Source organism: Candidatus Gorgyraea atricola, assembly GCA_030765235.1.
GTDB classification, from domain to species: domain Bacteria; phylum Omnitrophota; class Gorgyraeia; order Gorgyraeales; family Gorgyraeaceae; genus Gorgyraea; species Gorgyraea atricola.
Genome location: JAVCCW010000018.1, coordinates 15245 through 30774, shown reverse-complemented (window position 1 = coordinate 30774; position 15530 = coordinate 15245). Strand labels below are relative to the sequence as shown.

The 15530-nt window shown below is 41.0% G+C and carries 24 protein-coding genes; 22 read left to right on the top strand and 2 right to left on the bottom strand.

Annotated elements, in window-relative coordinates; genetic code table 11:
- Positions 1 to 105: 105 nt before the first annotated feature.
- Positions 106 to 1434, top strand: a complete 1329-nt coding sequence (locus P9L93_03365; protein ID MDP8230123.1) for a hypothetical protein — start codon at positions 106 to 108, stop codon at positions 1432 to 1434.
- Between the two features lie 52 nt (positions 1435 to 1486).
- Here P9L93_03365 and P9L93_03360 read toward each other — a convergent pair whose 3' ends face one another.
- The gene (locus P9L93_03360) at positions 1487 to 1954 is read right to left on the bottom strand and encodes a hypothetical protein (protein ID MDP8230122.1); all 468 of its coding nucleotides are present in this window, start codon (positions 1952 to 1954) and stop codon (positions 1487 to 1489) included.
- Positions 1951 to 2763, bottom strand: coding sequence for an XrtA-associated ATPase (locus tag P9L93_03355; GenBank protein MDP8230121.1), 813 nt, complete (start codon positions 2761 to 2763; stop codon positions 1951 to 1953). Before P9L93_03355 ends, P9L93_03360 begins: the two co-directional genes overlap by 4 nt.
- A 155-nt stretch (positions 2764 to 2918) precedes the next feature.
- Here P9L93_03355 and P9L93_03350 point away from each other — a divergent pair, with 155 nt between their 5' ends.
- The 21 genes from P9L93_03350 to P9L93_03250 all read left to right on the top strand — a co-directional run bounded on the left by P9L93_03350 (position 2919) and on the right by P9L93_03250 (position 15503).
- Positions 2919 to 3269, top strand: a complete 351-nt coding sequence (locus P9L93_03350; protein MDP8230120.1) for a PilZ domain-containing protein — start codon at positions 2919 to 2921, stop codon at positions 3267 to 3269.
- A gap of 7 nt (positions 3270 to 3276) precedes the next feature.
- Positions 3277 to 3573, top strand: coding sequence for a PilZ domain-containing protein (locus P9L93_03345; protein ID MDP8230119.1), 297 nt, complete (start codon positions 3277 to 3279; stop codon positions 3571 to 3573).
- A gap of 50 nt (positions 3574 to 3623) precedes the next feature.
- Complete coding sequence (locus P9L93_03340; GenBank protein ID MDP8230118.1) at positions 3624 to 4016, top strand: hypothetical protein; 393 nt, start codon at positions 3624 to 3626, stop codon at positions 4014 to 4016.
- 72 nt (positions 4017 to 4088) lie between these two features.
- The gene (locus P9L93_03335) at positions 4089 to 4817 is read left to right on the top strand and encodes a hypothetical protein (GenBank protein ID MDP8230117.1); all 729 of its coding nucleotides are present in this window, start codon (positions 4089 to 4091) and stop codon (positions 4815 to 4817) included.
- Positions 4814 to 5476 carry an endonuclease III domain-containing protein gene (locus P9L93_03330; protein ID MDP8230116.1) on the top strand — a complete coding sequence of 221 codons (663 nt, stop codon included), beginning with the start codon at positions 4814 to 4816 and terminating at the stop codon, positions 5474 to 5476. Before P9L93_03335 ends, P9L93_03330 begins: the two co-directional genes overlap by 4 nt.
- On the top strand, positions 5469 to 5801 hold the full coding sequence (locus P9L93_03325; GenBank protein MDP8230115.1) for a hypothetical protein: 333 nt from the start codon (positions 5469 to 5471) through the stop codon (positions 5799 to 5801). Before P9L93_03330 ends, P9L93_03325 begins: the two co-directional genes overlap by 8 nt.
- A gap of 4 nt (positions 5802 to 5805) precedes the next feature.
- Positions 5806 to 6186, top strand: a complete 381-nt coding sequence (locus tag P9L93_03320) for a PilZ domain-containing protein (GenBank protein ID MDP8230114.1) — start codon at positions 5806 to 5808, stop codon at positions 6184 to 6186.
- Between the two features lie 6 nt (positions 6187 to 6192).
- Positions 6193 to 6720 (top strand): DUF4416 family protein, encoded by a 528-nt coding sequence (locus P9L93_03315; GenBank protein MDP8230113.1) that lies wholly within the window; start codon positions 6193 to 6195, stop codon positions 6718 to 6720.
- Positions 6710 to 7771, top strand: coding sequence for a DUF362 domain-containing protein (locus P9L93_03310; GenBank protein MDP8230112.1), 1062 nt, complete (start codon positions 6710 to 6712; stop codon positions 7769 to 7771). Before P9L93_03315 ends, P9L93_03310 begins: the two co-directional genes overlap by 11 nt.
- 1 nt (position 7772) lies before the next feature.
- Positions 7773 to 8246, top strand: coding sequence for a PilZ domain-containing protein (locus tag P9L93_03305; protein MDP8230111.1), 474 nt, complete (start codon positions 7773 to 7775; stop codon positions 8244 to 8246).
- On the top strand, positions 8243 to 8590 hold the full coding sequence (metG, locus tag P9L93_03300; GenBank protein MDP8230110.1) for a methionine--tRNA ligase subunit beta: 348 nt from the start codon (positions 8243 to 8245) through the stop codon (positions 8588 to 8590). Before P9L93_03305 ends, metG begins: the two co-directional genes overlap by 4 nt.
- Before the next feature lie 4 nt (positions 8591 to 8594).
- Positions 8595 to 9143: an AAA family ATPase gene (locus tag P9L93_03295; GenBank protein ID MDP8230109.1), complete on the top strand. Its 549-nt coding sequence runs from the start codon at positions 8595 to 8597 to the stop codon at positions 9141 to 9143.
- Complete coding sequence (locus P9L93_03290) at positions 9112 to 9603, top strand: dCMP deaminase family protein (protein MDP8230108.1); 492 nt, start codon at positions 9112 to 9114, stop codon at positions 9601 to 9603. Before P9L93_03295 ends, P9L93_03290 begins: the two co-directional genes overlap by 32 nt.
- 3 nt (positions 9604 to 9606) lie before the next feature.
- Positions 9607 to 9984 (top strand): PilZ domain-containing protein, encoded by a 378-nt coding sequence (locus P9L93_03285; GenBank protein MDP8230107.1) that lies wholly within the window; start codon positions 9607 to 9609, stop codon positions 9982 to 9984.
- Positions 9981 to 10430, top strand: a complete 450-nt coding sequence (locus P9L93_03280; GenBank protein MDP8230106.1) for a GatB/YqeY domain-containing protein — start codon at positions 9981 to 9983, stop codon at positions 10428 to 10430. The genes P9L93_03285 and P9L93_03280 overlap by 4 nt, the downstream gene beginning before the upstream one ends.
- 33 nt (positions 10431 to 10463) lie before the next feature.
- Positions 10464 to 11318, top strand: coding sequence for a M48 family metallopeptidase (locus P9L93_03275; GenBank protein ID MDP8230105.1), 855 nt, complete (start codon positions 10464 to 10466; stop codon positions 11316 to 11318).
- 32 nt (positions 11319 to 11350) lie between these two features.
- The gene (locus P9L93_03270) at positions 11351 to 11770 is read left to right on the top strand and encodes a hypothetical protein (protein ID MDP8230104.1); all 420 of its coding nucleotides are present in this window, start codon (positions 11351 to 11353) and stop codon (positions 11768 to 11770) included.
- A complete protein-coding gene (locus P9L93_03265) occupies positions 11751 to 12110 on the top strand; it encodes a PilZ domain-containing protein (protein ID MDP8230103.1) in 360 nt (119 codons plus the stop codon). Before P9L93_03270 ends, P9L93_03265 begins: the two co-directional genes overlap by 20 nt.
- Entirely contained in the window at positions 12107 to 12415 is a 309-nt protein-coding gene (locus tag P9L93_03260) for a PilZ domain-containing protein (protein MDP8230102.1), read from the top strand. The genes P9L93_03265 and P9L93_03260 overlap by 4 nt, the downstream gene beginning before the upstream one ends.
- 233 nt (positions 12416 to 12648) lie before the next feature.
- On the top strand, positions 12649 to 13185 hold the full coding sequence (locus P9L93_03255) for a hypothetical protein (protein MDP8230101.1): 537 nt from the start codon (positions 12649 to 12651) through the stop codon (positions 13183 to 13185).
- 104 nt (positions 13186 to 13289) lie between these two features.
- Entirely contained in the window at positions 13290 to 15503 is a 2214-nt protein-coding gene (locus P9L93_03250) for a class I SAM-dependent methyltransferase (protein ID MDP8230100.1), read from the top strand.
- The last annotated feature ends 27 nt before the right edge of the window (positions 15504 to 15530 follow it).

Here is a 15530-nt window from a genome sequence, read left to right as displayed (position 1 = left end):
AATTCCCTTCCCAAACCCCTATTTATATGGTATAATTACATTACAATAACGATAGGAGCAATATAGCCTTATAAGACAGGCAGAGGCTATTTTTATGGGTGAATTATGGTAAGGTTTAAAAAAGGGTATAATTTGAGAGTGCTGATTATTGTAACATGCAGTTCGTTCTTATTAACTAGCACCACTTATTCCTATACAGCATCAAAGAATGCTCTTAGGGTTCCCATGGAAGAAGGGGGAGGCAGATTAGCTAAACTTTTCCCTTCGAAATATACGATTAAAAAATATTTAGAAGAAGGGAATGCATATTTCCCTCTACTCAAACCACAGTTACAACGTGAAATCGTAAAAAGAATCAAGATGTCACAAAAAGCTTTTATTAAAACGCAATCTGGAGAAGAAAGGACAATAATTGAATACGTTGAGTACGTGCTTTCTCATTTTGATTTAAAAGATAGATTAGAACACATCATTATTTTTGGAAGCTCTATTTACTCGCCTGAACCAAGCGATGTTGATTTTAAAATAGGACTGAGGATAAATGCTCGGGAAATGGTTGATTATCAAAAAAAAGTAGAACACATGACAGCTTTTATTAATTCTCAGTCTCCAATCTTAGTTTTTCCAGAAAAAAACTATACCCCTATAGACTGTGAGTTTAAATTCTTAGGATTCGACCCTTTGACGCATGAAATAGAATATTTGGCTGCTTTGCGTTTTGATTATGGCGTGGCTATATATGGTACACAGATAAGGAGAAAAAAAATAGACGTTCTAACTTTAAGAAAAGAGGCCTCTTACAGAGCTAAAGAATTGATTGATAGTATGAATATTCACAGTTTTTTTATAAAGTATGATTTGGATTCGGTAATTATAAGAGATATCTTGCGAAAATCTCTCTATAGATTATTACACGCAACTTTAATAGTATCAGAAATAGACCCTAATTTTCTAAAACAAACAAAACCTAGAAAGATTTATAATTTTATAAATAAATACTTTTTGAAAAAATACACAGGAACAAAAAAAACAGAGTTAGCGTTACGCGATATTGAAAAATATTATACAGGAGATAAGGCAAAATCTATCTTGGCATATATTTTAATTAAAGAAATTGAGCTATTAAAAAATTCCAATGAAGAACAGTTGCAGCTAGAGGCTGTTGAAAAGCTTAAAAAACTCCATGAGGCGGGGAATCTTAGAGCCCTAAAAGCTATCTCTCTTTTTAAAAATGTAAAAAGTAACCTAGTCACAGAGAAAGTCAAAGGATATCTGTCGCAGAAAGTTTCAAATCGAAGGCGGAAAGCTATAATTTTTGAAGAAACCTTGGAAGCCAAGGAAGTACTTAATGTTATACAGGAAATGAAGAATTTGGAAAACTTAGATTTTCAAGAAAAACCAGAGAAAAACTCGGAAGCCGGTTGGAGCTTATAAAGGGAAATAGAGGGAAATAGTAGACGTCCTGTTTGGGTACACCCTACTTTTACTATCTTAGATTCAGGACTAGTTCTTCGCCGTTATTTTTTTGGATTTTTACGTAGTCTTTTTGGATGAGGATTAGTTTGCCATTTGGGAGGAGGTCGCCTTCGCGGACGATTTTGTCGTTTATGATGGCCCAGCGGTCCAGAGTTTCGTAGACAATGCCGTTTAGCTCTATTGTCTCTTGAAATTCACTATAGCTTGGCTTGGCCTTTCTGGACAGGGCAATAGGTTCGCTTCTTTCTGTAATAGAATAGGTGACAGGTTCATCTATCTTTGTTATGTGATTATATAAAAACATAGAGCCAAAGAGAGAGGCGATGATTGTTAGGGAAATCACCACGATCGCTATCCACTTTACTTCAGAGGTCTTTGGCGCAGAAGGGCTTATTTCTGAAAGGTTGACTACCTCGCCCACACCTTTCAGGCCTGATTCTTTTCTTGCCTTTTTAATAGCATCGTTTATTATGCTCACTCGAATATGCCCTCAATTTCCTTCGCGGATTTTTTTACCATAGCGCTGTCTATGGCTTTTTTCTCTCTTACATATCCTGCTAAAAGAGTTTTATCACATAGTATGTTTATCAATCTAGGCACGCCCCTGGAAAACTTAAAGATCTCATCCATCGCCTTATCTTTAAAGAAATCATTGCTCTCGGAGCCAGCCACCTTCAGCCTGTGATTTATATATCCTTCGACCTCGTCTCTGCCAAGAGGAGAGATATGATACCTGATGGCTATTCTTTGTCGCAGCTGTGCCAATTCCCTGGAGGCAAGTTTTTCTTTTAACTCAGGCTGGCCTACCAGAATGATCTGAAGCAGTTTTTCTTTTTCAGTCTCAAGGTTTGAGAGAAGCCGGATCTGTTCAAGCATAGCTGGCTTTAGATTCTGCGCCTCATCTATTATGAGTACAGCGTTATTCTTCATCTTTAGCTGCTCGAGCAGGAATCTATTGAGCTCGTTGAGCATGGTGATCTTTTGCTTATTCTTTAGCTGGATCCCGAAATCCTGAACGATCGCCTGCAGGAGCTGGATCTCTGAAAGATTGGAATTGAGTATAAAGGCGGTCTTGGTGTGCTCATCAAGTGTATTCAGAAGACCTTTACACAGGGTAGTTTTTCCTGTGCCTATCTCTCCAGTGATCTCCAGAAAACCCATGCGCTCCTCGATCCCGTATTGCATGTGCGAGATAGCCTCCTGGTGCTTCCTGCTGAGATAGAGGAAATTAGGATCTGATGTTACGCTAAACGGTTTTTCTTTTAATCCATAGAAGTCCAAGTACATATCATTTTGATTATAACACCTTTGAACCCCCATGGCAAACAGAAAAGTAGACAAAACAGTCACTGTCTGTTTTGTCTACTTTAGGTAAAAAGATTGAAAAATGCTTGAATTGTGTGGAATTTTAGGTTATAATAAGTATGAATTAAGGAGGCCTTATGTGGAGTGGAATCAATAGAAGAAAGTTTCCCAGGGCAAAATACCCGTGCAAGATCACTGTAAAAAAGAAGGATCACCCTGATAGTGTATCCGCCATCACTGAAAACATCGGTATAGGCGGCATATGCGCAATGCTTCCCAAGGACCTGGGGATATTCGCGCCTGTTGAGATACAATTGGATCTTCTCGATGCCCAGCCTGTAATAGAGTGTGATGGTACGATCGTGTGGATAGTCTCGAACAAGGAAGACAAAACCAAGGCTTTTGATACAGGTGTTGAATTTACAACCATAAATAGAAAAGACGCTGAGAGAATAAACTTTATCGTGGAAAAGGTCTTACAGGAATAATAGAGCTATGGCACAGGAAAGAAGATCATTTAATCGAACAGTATTATCAGCGGCATTGCGCTACCAGCAAAAGGGTTCGCAAAGATTCGGTAATTCTGTCTGCCGGGATATAAGCAAAAGCGGTATCGGATTTGCATCAGATGAATTTTTCCCTGTTGCTACAAATCTTGTCTTCGAGTTTCAGCATCCCCAAACAAACCAATTCATAAAGGCAGCAGGGGAGATCGCCTGGATCTCCAGCCAGCCGCACTCTGAGAGATATTCCGTGGGCGCAAGATTTTTCGGCCCGCCAGTAGCTATCTAACCCTAGCTTCCTTGACAAATTAGACCCCACCGTGTATACTTTTTATCACTATGGCTGAGAGGAAAAGTAAGCAAAGCATAAATAAAGTAATGGCCCTGCTTAATGTCCTGGACAAGGACAAGCGCTATGACCCTGAGGCGTATTCCTTTGTCATGTCCGCGCTAAACTTCACAACAAAAAAACTCAAAAGAAAAGGCCATGTAAGCGGCATAGAGCTGCTTGAGGGAATAAAGGATTATGCCCTTGATCAGTTTGGCCCGATGACAAGGCTGGTATTTGAGCGCTGGGGCATAAAAAGGACTGATGACTTTGGCGAGATAGTCTTTAATATGATAGATGCTGGCATGCTTGGCAAGACTGAGAAGGATTCGAAAAGGGATTTCAGGAGAAGGTTTGATTTTAAGGCAACATTTGACAAGGCCTGCAAGTATTCCCTCCACTAATTTCCCAACTCCTAAAGATTTCTGAAGATTTTTCTTGAGTTTGTTCCGAATCTGTATTAAAATAAGACTGTGATGAGAAAAATTTTATTGATTTTATTCTTGTGTAGTTTTTTGGGTAGCTTCCCTGCGTTCTGCGAAGAGGTAGAGGTGGTTTCCGAGATAATCACTGTGGATCCTGATGGTGAATTTTTTATAATAAGGCGCGGTCAGGATGCAGGCATAGTGATGGGCAATGGATTTATCGTGCACAGGGGCGGTGAAAAAATCGCGGAGGCGCACATCATTGAAGTGCGGCCGACCGTTTCAGCCGCGGAGGTACTAAGGACAGTGGATGATTACCAGATCCGCGAAGGGGACAGCATATTACTTGTAAAAAGGCCTTTTCAGGAAAGGCGTGACTATACTGTCAGACCGGCAGTCAGCGAAAAAGGAGACACCTTTAGCCTTAATATACATAGTGAGTCTAAAAGAGTGTTTACGTATGCCGCTCTGGCCTTGCAGGAGAATGGTTTTTCAGTGATCTCTTCGAACAGGACAGCAGGCACTATATTGGCGAAAAAACCCTTAGCGCTTTCTATGCTAAAAGAACTGTGGGCTGACGCAGTAGCGGCAATAGACCATAATCTCGTCGCTACATTCGAGATAAAGGAATCTGGGAATCTTTCCTCCTTAAGCGTATCATCTTTTAAAGAACATTCTCAGAAAGAAAAGTATGTAAAGCGGCCTGTTACAAGAAACTCGAAATACTATAATGAACTGATAGAGATCGTTTCTGAAATAAAAAAGCGCTCTGAATATTGAAAAGGACAAGGCATAAAAAGTCACTATTAAGGATCTACGATTTACTATACCAAAGATTCGGGCCAAGGAAATGGTGGCCCGCTGATACAAGATTAGAGATAATAGTAGGCGCCATACTAACGCAAAATACGTCTTGGGCCAATGTTGAAAAGGCGATCGCGAATCTAAAGAAAGCAAAGGCATTAGATTTAAAACAGCTTTCCCGGACCCCTAAGAAAAGACTTGCTGGTTTAATAAGGCCGGCGGGTTACTATAATATAAAAGCCGATAGACTAAAGAATTTTTTAACGTTTCTGGATAGCGCGCATAAGAATAGCCTGGAAAAGATGTTAAGGCAGAATACGCGCGTCCTGAGAAATGAGCTTTTAAGTATAAATGGTATAGGTCCTGAGACAGCTGACAGCATCCTTTTGTACGCGGGCAAAAAACCAGTATTTGTGGTAGACGCGTATACAAAGAGGATATTCTCAAGACATCGTTATATCAATGAAGATGCTGATTATGACCAGGTGCAAAGGCTCTTCATGGAAAACCTGGCGCCGAATGTAAGACTATTCAATGAATTTCATGCCCTGATAGTGGAATTGGGCAAGAATGTATGTAAGTCAAAAAAACCATTGTGCGGCAAATGCCCAATACGGAGGGAAAGACATGACTGAAGAAATGAAACCAACACCAGAGCAGCAACCAGAGCAAAAGGCAGAACCAAAACCAGTTGAGAAACCAGAACAAAAACCCGAGGCAAAGACCGAACCTAAGGCTGAACCAAAGGCAGAACCAAAGAAGGCTGAGCAAAAGCCAGAGGTAAAGAAAAAAGAGGTAGTAGAGAAGCCAGCCAATTGCATGAAGTGCAACAAGCGGCTTCAGAGAAAGGTTTGCTACTACAGAAATGAGGGCTACTACTGCAGTAAAAGATGCTGGAAGCTGGCTGTAGAAGCTGCTGCTAAGAAAAAAGAAGACGAAAAAGCAAAAAAGGAAGCATAGCCTCATGATAGAAGAGCGTCGCAAACATCAACGCGCCAAAAGGCAGATACCGCTTAAGATCGCTGACAAGGGTTTTGATGTAATAACAGAAACAGCGGATATAAGTTCATCCGGGATAAATTGCCGCATAACCAGGCTTCTGCCATTGATGTCAAAGATAGTGGTCGTCCTTCTTGTCCCTACAAAGCAAAATGGAAGCCATACCAGGAAGATCAGGTGCAAAGGAGTTGTGGTCAGGTCCGATCCTGTAATATTGCAGGATGTTGAAAAGGCCCATTATAACGTGGCAATTTTTTTCACGGATATCTCAAAGAAAGATCAAAAGATAATAGATGCTTACATGGGGCCTGGGGGAGAGATCGAAGAAGAGATCCACATAACATAGGCCCATATGCCTCGACAAGTAAAGCTTATCATTGGAATGCTGGCAAAAGACAAAAAACTCTTCGACAAGACCGAAGAGTTTTTTATTAAAGAATTCGGAGAGATGGACTATAAAAGCCCTGTGCTTAAGTTCGATTATACGGATTATTATAAAAAAGAAATGGGCCAGCCATTGAAAAGAAAGTTTGTCTCATTTAAAAGACTTATCCCGCCTGAACGCATATCAAAGATAAAGGCCATTACGAATTCCCTTGAACAAAAACTCGCGATAAAGAAAAAGGGCCTGCTGAAACGGCGGGTAAATATCGATCCGGGATACATCTCGGACGCGAAATTGGTCCTGGCTACTACAAAGAACTACTCACACAGGATATGCATAGCCAGGGGCATATACGCTGAGGTGACCCTCGGGTGGAGAAAAGGGGGCTTCCAGCCCTTTGACTGGACCTACCCTGATTACAGGACAAAAAAGTACCTTAGTATTTTAAACAACATCAGAAACACGTACATTGAAAAGGGGAGACATGCAGGATAATAAGGTATATCTTAAAAGGATCGAGGACTGGAATTCTATCGACGCGATAAACGATGCTATTCTTTCAATGTGGCAGAAGATCGAGCCAATAAATTTCATAAAAAAGAATGATTTTGTTGGGATCAAGCTGACCTTTGGAGAAGAAGGGACTTCTGGTTACATAAAGGCTCCGTGGCTTTCTAAATTTATAACTCATCTCAGGCAAAAGACAGATAATGTTTTTATTGTCGAGACTAATACGCTTTACAGAGAAAAACGTTCAAATGCCGTCGGTCACACCCATGTTGCGCATAGTCACGGATATGATTTAAAGAGTATCGGCATACCAATAATAATAGCGGACGGGCTCCATGGGAGAAGTGGTCAAAATGTAGCTATCCGCGGTGATCATCTTGAAAATGTCAAACTGGCCAAAGGAATATGCGAGACAGACGCGCTTATTTGTCTCTCACATGTAACCGGTCATATGCAGACAGGCTTTGCAGGCTCTCTGAAAAATCTGGGCATGGGCTGTGCCAGTCGGGCCGGCAAACTCGTGCAGCACTCTAAAACACTGCCTGAGATAACTTCGGAGAAATGCATCGGCTGCGCTAGCTGCGTGGATGTCTGCCCGGCAAACGCAATAGGATTAAAGAAGAAAAAGGCGCTGCTTGTAAAGGAAAGGTGCATCGGCTGCGGGGAATGCGTTGTTGTCTGCAGATCAGGCGCCATCCAGATAAAATACGACGAAAATGTTGTAAAAATGCAGGAAAAGATGGTAGAATATGCGTTAGGTGTTAAAAATGTCTTTGGTCAAAAAATAGCCTATATGAATTTTTTGTACGGCATAACAAAGGACTGTGACTGCATGGCAAATAATGAAGCGCCTATTACCCCGGATATAGGTATAATAGGCGGCATGGATCCTGTGGCTGTTGACCAGGCATCGATTGATATGGCGAAGATCGAAAGCTTTAAAGAGGCTCACACTGAAATAGACCCTCTTGTGCAGATAAAACATGCTGAAAATATAAAATTAGGGTCGAGCCGGTACGAACTCTTAGAGGTGTAAAATGTACCTTGTATATGCTCTTACATTAAGCATACTTTTATTTATATTGATAATGTTATGGCGGGAAGAGAAGAGGCTTCGAAACGATGTAACTCTGGGCCTGGCGCGCAGATACTGGATCCTGCGGGAGAAGAGAAAATACGTCAGGTTTAATGAAGAAATAAAAATAAGGTACGACCTGGTACAAAACCCCTCTAATAGGTTCAATTCCAAAACAGTAAACGTATCACAAAAAGGGCTCTGCCTGGTTACATATGAAAAATTAAAAGAAAAGTCCTGTATAGACCTGGAGATAGATGTCCCGGGATTTTCAAAGCCTGCAAAGCTGATCGGGCAGGTCGCCTGGACAAAAGACCTGCATAATCAGGACGCGCAGGGCAGACGCCTATTTTACGCCGGTGTTAAATTTATTAAAATAAATCCTGCGGTTGAAGCGATGTTATTGACGCATCTGAACACATTGACACGACCATAACCCCAGGTAGAAAGGTTGAACGCATGATCTCTTTTGAAGAATTTAAAAAGCTCAGCATCAAAATAGCCAGGATAAAGGAAGTAAATGATCACCCTGACGCGGACAAGCTTTACGTGGTCAAGGTAGATCTTGGCGGAGAAGAAAGAGTGCTGGTCGCTGGAATAAAAAAGGCCTATAAGCCAGAGGAATTAATAGGTAAGCTTGTAGCAGTAGTGGAGAACATGCAGCCTGCTACAATAAGAGGCGTAGAGAGCAACGGCATGATACTCGCTGCCAGTGACGCGGAAAACATAGTTGTAATGTGTCCTGACAAAGACATATCATTGGGGGCAACAGTTAAGTAAGCTTATGATAATAGGTCTCACAGGCCCTAATGCGTCAGGAAAAGGCGAGGCAGCTAGGTATATAGAATCAAAAGGGTTTGTTTATCACTCGCTCTCAGATATACTGAGAGATGAGGCAAAGCGCTTAAGTATAGAACCTTTGCGTGAAAACCTGATAAAGCTGGGAAATAAGCTAAGGCGCAAAAACAAGGCCTCGTTTCTGGCGGAAGAGACCATAAAAAAACTTGCGCCGGCGCAAAACCATATAGTCGATTCCATAAGGAATCCCGCTGAAGTGGAAGCGCTGAAGAGGCTGGATGATTTTATATTAGTAGGCGTGAACGCGCCTGTGGAAATGCGTTTCAAGAGAGGCATAGACAGAAAAAGGCCTGGCGACGCCCAGACCCTTGATGATTTTATAGAAAAAGAAAAAAAGGAAAATAAGAACGATCCGCGAAACCAGCAGCTTAAAAAATGTCTCCAGCTCGTGGATGCACTGATCATAAACGATTCGACCTTAGAGAAGTTTTATAAAAAGATAGATGAAACGATTAAAAAATACAAAAAGACCTGAATGGGATGAATATTTTTTGAAGCTGGCATACCTTGTGGCCGAGCGCTCCACCTGTCTCAGGCATCATGTGGGCGCGGTCATAGTAAGAGACAGGCAGATCCTTACTACCGGATATAATGGCGCGGCAAGCGGAGTAAAAGATTGCCTGAAGTTAGGCTGTCTCAGAAATGAAAAGGGCATACCTTCAGGAGAAAGGCACGAGATATGCCGGGCCATACATGCTGAACAAAACGCGATAATACAGGCAGGGCTTCACGGCATAGATGTCTCAGGCAGCACCATTTATTGCACGCATTCTCCATGCATACTTTGCGCCAAAATGATAGTAAACGCGAAAATAAAACAGTTCATAACATGCGGCAAATATATTGATAAGAGCTTCGAGTCCCTTTTTAAAGAAGCAGGCGTGAAATACAAGGCCATATCTAAGCCCGGCCTTAAAATAACAATGCTGGAGTGATTTATGAGAGAGAAAAGAAGATTTATAAGATTTGACATTGCCCTGAAAGTGCTTTATGTGGTCCGGAAAGATCCCAGGCTTGAAACTACAGCTATTACTAAAGACGTAAGCGCGGGAGGACTGGAACTATTGACTAAAGAAAAGATGATGCCTGGAAGCAAGATAGCACTTATTATAGAAATACCTGAGGCGCTAAATCCTGTGCACCTTAATGGCACGATAGTCTGGTCTAAAGAAGCGGGCGGGGATAAAAAATCATCCTATAGTACAGGTATTGAATTCGAAAAAATAGAGGAAGATAATAAAAGTACATTCTTGAGGTTCCTGTGTAACCTGATGTATGAAAAACTCGGGAAAAAGGAAGGCGGTAGATCTAAATGAGTAAACTGGAAAAAAGAATTGGGGAAGACCTGAAGGAATCTATAAAAAGCAGGGATTCGATACGCACCTCAACGCTGCGCATGATAACCGCCTCCATGCAGAATCTCGCCATAGAAAAAAAGACTAAAGAACTCGACGACAGCGACATCCTCAAAATAATCTCTAAACAGGTAAAGCAGCACCAGGATTCCATAGAGAACTTCAAAAAGGGCGAGAGACCTGACCTCGTGGAAAAGGAAGAGAAGGAACTTGAAATACTTAAGGCATATCTGCCTGAGCAGTTAGGCGAAAAAGAAGTAGAGGCTGCTGTAAAAAAGGTCATAGCTGAGACAGGCGCGAGCTCCAAGGCCGACTTTGGCAAGGTAATGAAGGGAGCTATGCAGGAATTAAAAGCCCGCGCAGATGGGAAGATCGTAAGCAGCATCGTACAAAAGCTACTGCCATAAATCTCTTTGAGAAATACTATTTTATTATTAACTTTGTGCTGTGTTTTAACATTGTGCGGATGCGCCACTGTCTATAACCCTGCCACAGGCCAAAAAGAATTCATCTTCATAACCACCGCTACAGAAGTATCCATAGGTAAGGCAGTTTCCGCGAAAGTCGCCAGTCAATATAAGCTAAGCAATGACGTTGAGAAAAATAATCGCGTAAGAGAGATAGGCAAGAAAATAGCAGGGGTCTCTGATCGCAAGGACCTCGTGTATAAATTTTATGTCATAGAAGAGGAAGATCTAAACGCGTTTACCAGCCCTGGCGGGTACCTCTATATAAATTCCGGACTCCTGGATAAGGCCACAGATGATGAGCTTGCTTGCGTAATAGGACATGAGGTGGGGCATGTTGCCGCCAGGCACATCGCCAAAAAGATGCAGGCGCAGATAGGCTATACCATATTGATGAATATTGCCATGCGCAAAGCAGGCCTTGAGGATATGCAGACAGCTGCCTCGATCAGCTATAATCTTATTATGCTTGGCTACTCCAGGGAAGACGAACTCCTATCAGACAGGCTTGGCGTAAAATACGCGCATAAGGCAGGGTATGACCCTTATGCGATGATATCTTTCCTGAAAAAGCTAAAAGAATCAGGCAAAAAGAGTATAGGCCCCGCGTTTCTGCGCAGCCATCCCTATGCCTCTGACAGAATAAAGATGCTAGAAAAGGAAATTCCTGGTATAATAGATAAGGCTGATAAAAAGGTAGAGGCAGCTTCTGTTGCACCAGTTGCCTCTAATAAAGAAAGACCTCGTAAAGCAATGTGCCCTGAATGCAGGCGTATCTTTCCGGGTACTACAAACTATTGCCCTTACGACGGCACAAAATTAGAATGAGGGTACTTGGCCATACAGCTGCTAGTTTGACGATGGGGACTATCCTGTATAATTATGCCCATTCCTTAAATGGTTTTCTATGCTTTCTCATGGCAGGCGTTTTGATAGACGCGGATCATTATCTTGACTATGCAAGGGAACACGGAATAAGTTTAAATTTAAAAAAAGTCTATAATACCTGCAAGACCCCGACCTCCTTTAAGAGATTGACTTTAATCCTGCACTCCTATGAATTCGTCATAATATTATGGGCCTTGATATTTGCGTTTGATCTCAATATCATATGGAATTATATAGCTATAGGCTTTACGCTGCATCTGCTGATCGATCAGGTGACCAATCCTGTACGATCACTTTCGTATTTCTTCTTGTTCAGGGCGTTAAATAGTTTTAAGGTAGAAAAAGTTTTCATAACCAAAAGGGGGGTGGAACATGCCTATTGGAACAGATAGCCGGCTCTTTGAGCGCTTAGAGGGAGAGTTGGCTGTGAGGTACAGTCCGCGAGGAAGCGACAGGGAATTTTGCACCACTACCAAAAATGTAAGTGGTGGAGGCGCCAGGATGAGTCTGTTGAAAAAATTAGAGCCAGGCACAGTACTGGATCTCGAGATATTCCGATATAATACTGACCTGAAGGTCAGGTGCAGCGCTAAGGTCGTATGGGTCTGGGACGAACCCACGCATAAAGACGATGAACAGCATTTTGAAGCAGGTATACAATTTAAAAATGCCCACCTTCTTTACATAGGTAGGCTTATGGATTATCTGGAAAAACAAAATAATTTGTCATGAAAAATGACCGCAGGATTGAAAAAAGATACGAAGTCCTTCTTAAAGCAGAGTACAAAGACCCCATTACAGGTGTTAATGGAGAAGGGTTGACAAAAAACATATGCTCTAGAGGCATAATGCTGCCTGTAAACTCCATGATCGCAAAAGGCACTGTATTGGATATAAAAATAGAAGATCCTAATAGCACCGCTCTTATATCAACAAAGGCAGAAGTCGCATGGATAGAAGAGCTTATTAATGGTGATGATGTAGAAGATACGCTATACCAGGTAGGCATGAAACTCTTGAAAAAGAAGCTCTATTAATAGTGCTATTTATATCTTACGCTGTTTCAGGGTTCCGTTATTTTTTGTTTTTAGCCGTACCAGTGGCTATTTTTTTGATGTTCTATGGCTTCTGTCACTTAAAGCATGGAAAAAAGGCCGAGACATCGCGAGCGCACTTTTTAGCATCAACCATCTTACTGCTTTACCTGTTTGTCTTTTTCTCGTACTTATTTTTTGGGATAAGGTTTTTGTTCTCATAGAAAGAGGTGGGTATGACTAGAGCACTATGTATCTTTTTATCATGCTTTTTTATGATCGGAGCTGTATCGCTCTCTTACGCGCAGGAAGAAGAGAACCTTATACTCTTTGAGGCAAAGGAGTTTGGAAAAAATATAGTAGCTGTAAAGGCATATCTAACAGATGATATCCTCGAGGCCACTGTAACAGCCAGGATGCACAAAACAAAACCAAAGATCCATAATGCTCTTATTGTCGGGCCCAAGCTTGGCCGCCTGTGCATTGAATCAAAAGAAATCCTCCTTGCAACAGCAATAGAAGAAGAGGCTTATCCTACCAAGAAAAAAGACAAAGCCTTTATCCACTTTGGGAGAGAAGAAGAAAATAAAAAAGGCAAAGGCACACTAACAAGAGAACTTTTGGTATTCAAGATACCTAGAGACAGGATAAAAAAAGACAAAGAATACAAACTCTGGATCCAGATAGAAAGCCTCCAGCGCGGCGGCAAGCGCAAAACCTTCAAATTCGACATAGAAAACCTCGCAGAACTACTATTGGACGAGGAGGGCTAAAAGCCTTGCTTTTGGCCCCTATATATGCTATAATTACATCATAATAGATAAAAGAGAGCCCCTTTTCTTAACCAGAGAAGAGGGGATTTTCTGCCGAGATTATAATGAAGATTGAAAAAGGGTATAAATTTAGGCTAATAAGCATACTTCTCGTGGCAGCCTTTTTATGCCCAAATCCTGCCTGTTCGTCAAACACATTAAGACTCCCTTTAAAAAATGATAAAACCCGCTTAATAAAAGCTCAAAAAAAACTACTCTCTGAAAAGTATCAAATAACATTTCTAAGTAGAAATGATGCATTGTTGCACCTTAAGAATACAGCTACAGTCCCATTAGTTTATACTGAAAAACCAATAGCTAAAAACCGCGCCTTGAAACTAATAAATAAAGGTGAGGGCTTTATAGCAGAAAAAGAGGACGGGACAAGAGTACTCGTATCAATCTCGACTGACCCGTATGCTCTTACAGATATAGATAAATATGACAGAAGCAAACATCTCTGGGATAAAGTACACATAGATGATGACAAAGAGGTCTTGCTTTACCAACAACAAAGCAATTTACGAGACAATATATTCACCCAAAGAAACCCCTACGCAAAAGTATTAGTCGAAAATATACCCGCTATCATAAAAAGACTAAAAGACGAAGGCAATTCCCTTAAAAGGATAGCTGAAATCGGAACAGGAAGAGGCCTTATATCAATAGTCTTTGCTGAATTAACGCCTGCAACAACGCGCGTTGTTGCAGTAGACAAAGAAAAAGAAGCAGTGGAGAGAGCTCTAGAAAATGCAAAGCTTAACGGGGTAGAAGATAAGATTGAAGGAAGAGTAGGTAATCTACTATCTGCCCTAAAATCAGGTGAGAAATTCGACCTGATTGTTTTTGACCTCCCGCTCATACCTAGGGACATGAAAGATTTTCCAGATGGCTCGCCAGAGTTCGAAAAATACACAGACCTTAAATCCATGTTTGGCGGCGTAGACGGCCGTTACTACATAGACTATATGATAGAAAGGGCTTACGAGTCCCTAAATGAAAATGGCGCTATCATATTTACCCATCCAGACTTTACCAGGTTAGACTGGACAACAAAAAAACTAGCAGAAAACGGCCTCACACCCTGGCATCCAGAAAAACCTGATACTGAAGCCTGCGTTATTGATAAAGAAAAAGGCTATATCGGAGCATTGACTAATAGGTTAAAGCCTTATATCGAAAAAAGACTGGGGTTTGAATTTCCAGAGGACAAAAACAATTTTATTTTTAATGCCTGTGTAGTAGGGGGATTGAAAAAAACAGGGCAGATAAAATCGCTCTTTTGGGAAACGCCTGTTGAGACGTATGATTTTCCAAAAGACTTTGAAGGTATAGAAGGATTAAACCCTATAAAACTATGGTTCGAGGCTTTTGATAAAGTAGGATTAAAAGACAAGGTAATCGTTGAGGCAAGAGGCTCTATGGTTCAATCTAGTCTTACTGGAACAGACCTGCCATTCTGGACTATCATGGGTGATATTGATCTAGCATTTTATATTGATTCCGACGATCCTTATCCTATGTATAGCAAAGCACAAGATGCACTTATAGCTATTATGGAGGAAAGAAAAATACCGTGGGGTTGGATTGAAGTTTATGTAGGAGAGGAGGATTATCTGCGTCGCATTCAACTTGGATCAGGAGAAAAACGAATTCATTTTGAAACAGAGTTCCATCGTTACAATGAGCTGGCAGCAAACTTTTTAGGCCCGTTTTATAAATATTATGGCGAAAACAATATCGTAGGGAAAACAAATAAAATCCTTAACAAAATACCACCTGATGAAATTCTATCAAGACTTAATAGTAAATATGACACATTTTGTGCCTTACTAAATCTTAAAGTGCAGGAACTACTCCTAAATAATATTAATACCAAACCATTAAAAGTCCTTGCATGGTTCTCTGAATTAAGAGGTCTTTCGACCCTTAAGGAAGAAATCCTAAACAAGATCTTAGACTACGAAAAAAAATCAACAACCATTACTGATGAGAAAGATCTTTGTCTTATCCGCGATGACATTCTGTTTGATGTCGCCAAATATAGCAAACTACTTGTTCCGTCAGACTCAATGAGTGGAAAGATAGTTTATAATAGTTTAGCTAATTTAGAAGCATGGAAGGAAACAAGATTTAAGAAAAACATCCTCGTTGAATCGGAAACACAAACAAACATGGAAGAAGTAATAGCACAGATAAAAAAGCACTACACCCTTCTTATGAAAGACGCAAGATTTGGCATTTTAAACATAAACGAGGACCTTCAAAAAAATCTCTAACTTCAAAAGTTTGTGAAGGAAGCTGTC

Bases quoted from the DNA above. Each gene is read 5' to 3' on its own strand.
- P9L93_03365 (MDP8230123.1), top strand. From the start codon at position 106: ATGGTAAGGTTTAAAAAAGGGTATAATTTGAGAGTGCTGATTATTGTA.
- P9L93_03355 (MDP8230121.1), bottom strand. From the start codon at position 2,763: ATGTACTTGGACTTCTATGGATTAAAAGAAAAACCGTTTAGCGTAACA.
- P9L93_03350 (MDP8230120.1), top strand. From the start codon at position 2,919: ATGTGGAGTGGAATCAATAGAAGAAAGTTTCCCAGGGCAAAATACCCG.
- P9L93_03345 (MDP8230119.1), top strand. From the start codon at position 3,277: ATGGCACAGGAAAGAAGATCATTTAATCGAACAGTATTATCAGCGGCA.
- P9L93_03340 (MDP8230118.1), top strand. From the start codon at position 3,624: ATGGCTGAGAGGAAAAGTAAGCAAAGCATAAATAAAGTAATGGCCCTG.
- P9L93_03335 (MDP8230117.1), top strand. From the start codon at position 4,089: ATGAGAAAAATTTTATTGATTTTATTCTTGTGTAGTTTTTTGGGTAGC.
- P9L93_03325 (MDP8230115.1), top strand. From the start codon at position 5,469: ATGACTGAAGAAATGAAACCAACACCAGAGCAGCAACCAGAGCAAAAG.
- P9L93_03320 (MDP8230114.1), top strand. From the start codon at position 5,806: ATGATAGAAGAGCGTCGCAAACATCAACGCGCCAAAAGGCAGATACCG.
- P9L93_03315 (MDP8230113.1), top strand. From the start codon at position 6,193: ATGCCTCGACAAGTAAAGCTTATCATTGGAATGCTGGCAAAAGACAAA.
- P9L93_03310 (MDP8230112.1), top strand. From the start codon at position 6,710: ATGCAGGATAATAAGGTATATCTTAAAAGGATCGAGGACTGGAATTCT.
- P9L93_03305 (MDP8230111.1), top strand. From the start codon at position 7,773: ATGTACCTTGTATATGCTCTTACATTAAGCATACTTTTATTTATATTG.
- P9L93_03295 (MDP8230109.1), top strand. From the start codon at position 8,595: ATGATAATAGGTCTCACAGGCCCTAATGCGTCAGGAAAAGGCGAGGCA.
- P9L93_03290 (MDP8230108.1), top strand. From the start codon at position 9,112: ATGAAACGATTAAAAAATACAAAAAGACCTGAATGGGATGAATATTTT.
- P9L93_03285 (MDP8230107.1), top strand. From the start codon at position 9,607: ATGAGAGAGAAAAGAAGATTTATAAGATTTGACATTGCCCTGAAAGTG.
- P9L93_03280 (MDP8230106.1), top strand. From the start codon at position 9,981: ATGAGTAAACTGGAAAAAAGAATTGGGGAAGACCTGAAGGAATCTATA.
- P9L93_03270 (MDP8230104.1), top strand. From the start codon at position 11,351: ATGGGGACTATCCTGTATAATTATGCCCATTCCTTAAATGGTTTTCTA.
- P9L93_03265 (MDP8230103.1), top strand. From the start codon at position 11,751: ATGCCTATTGGAACAGATAGCCGGCTCTTTGAGCGCTTAGAGGGAGAG.
- P9L93_03260 (MDP8230102.1), top strand. From the start codon at position 12,107: ATGAAAAATGACCGCAGGATTGAAAAAAGATACGAAGTCCTTCTTAAA.
- P9L93_03255 (MDP8230101.1), top strand. From the start codon at position 12,649: ATGACTAGAGCACTATGTATCTTTTTATCATGCTTTTTTATGATCGGA.
- P9L93_03250 (MDP8230100.1), top strand. From the start codon at position 13,290: ATGAAGATTGAAAAAGGGTATAAATTTAGGCTAATAAGCATACTTCTC.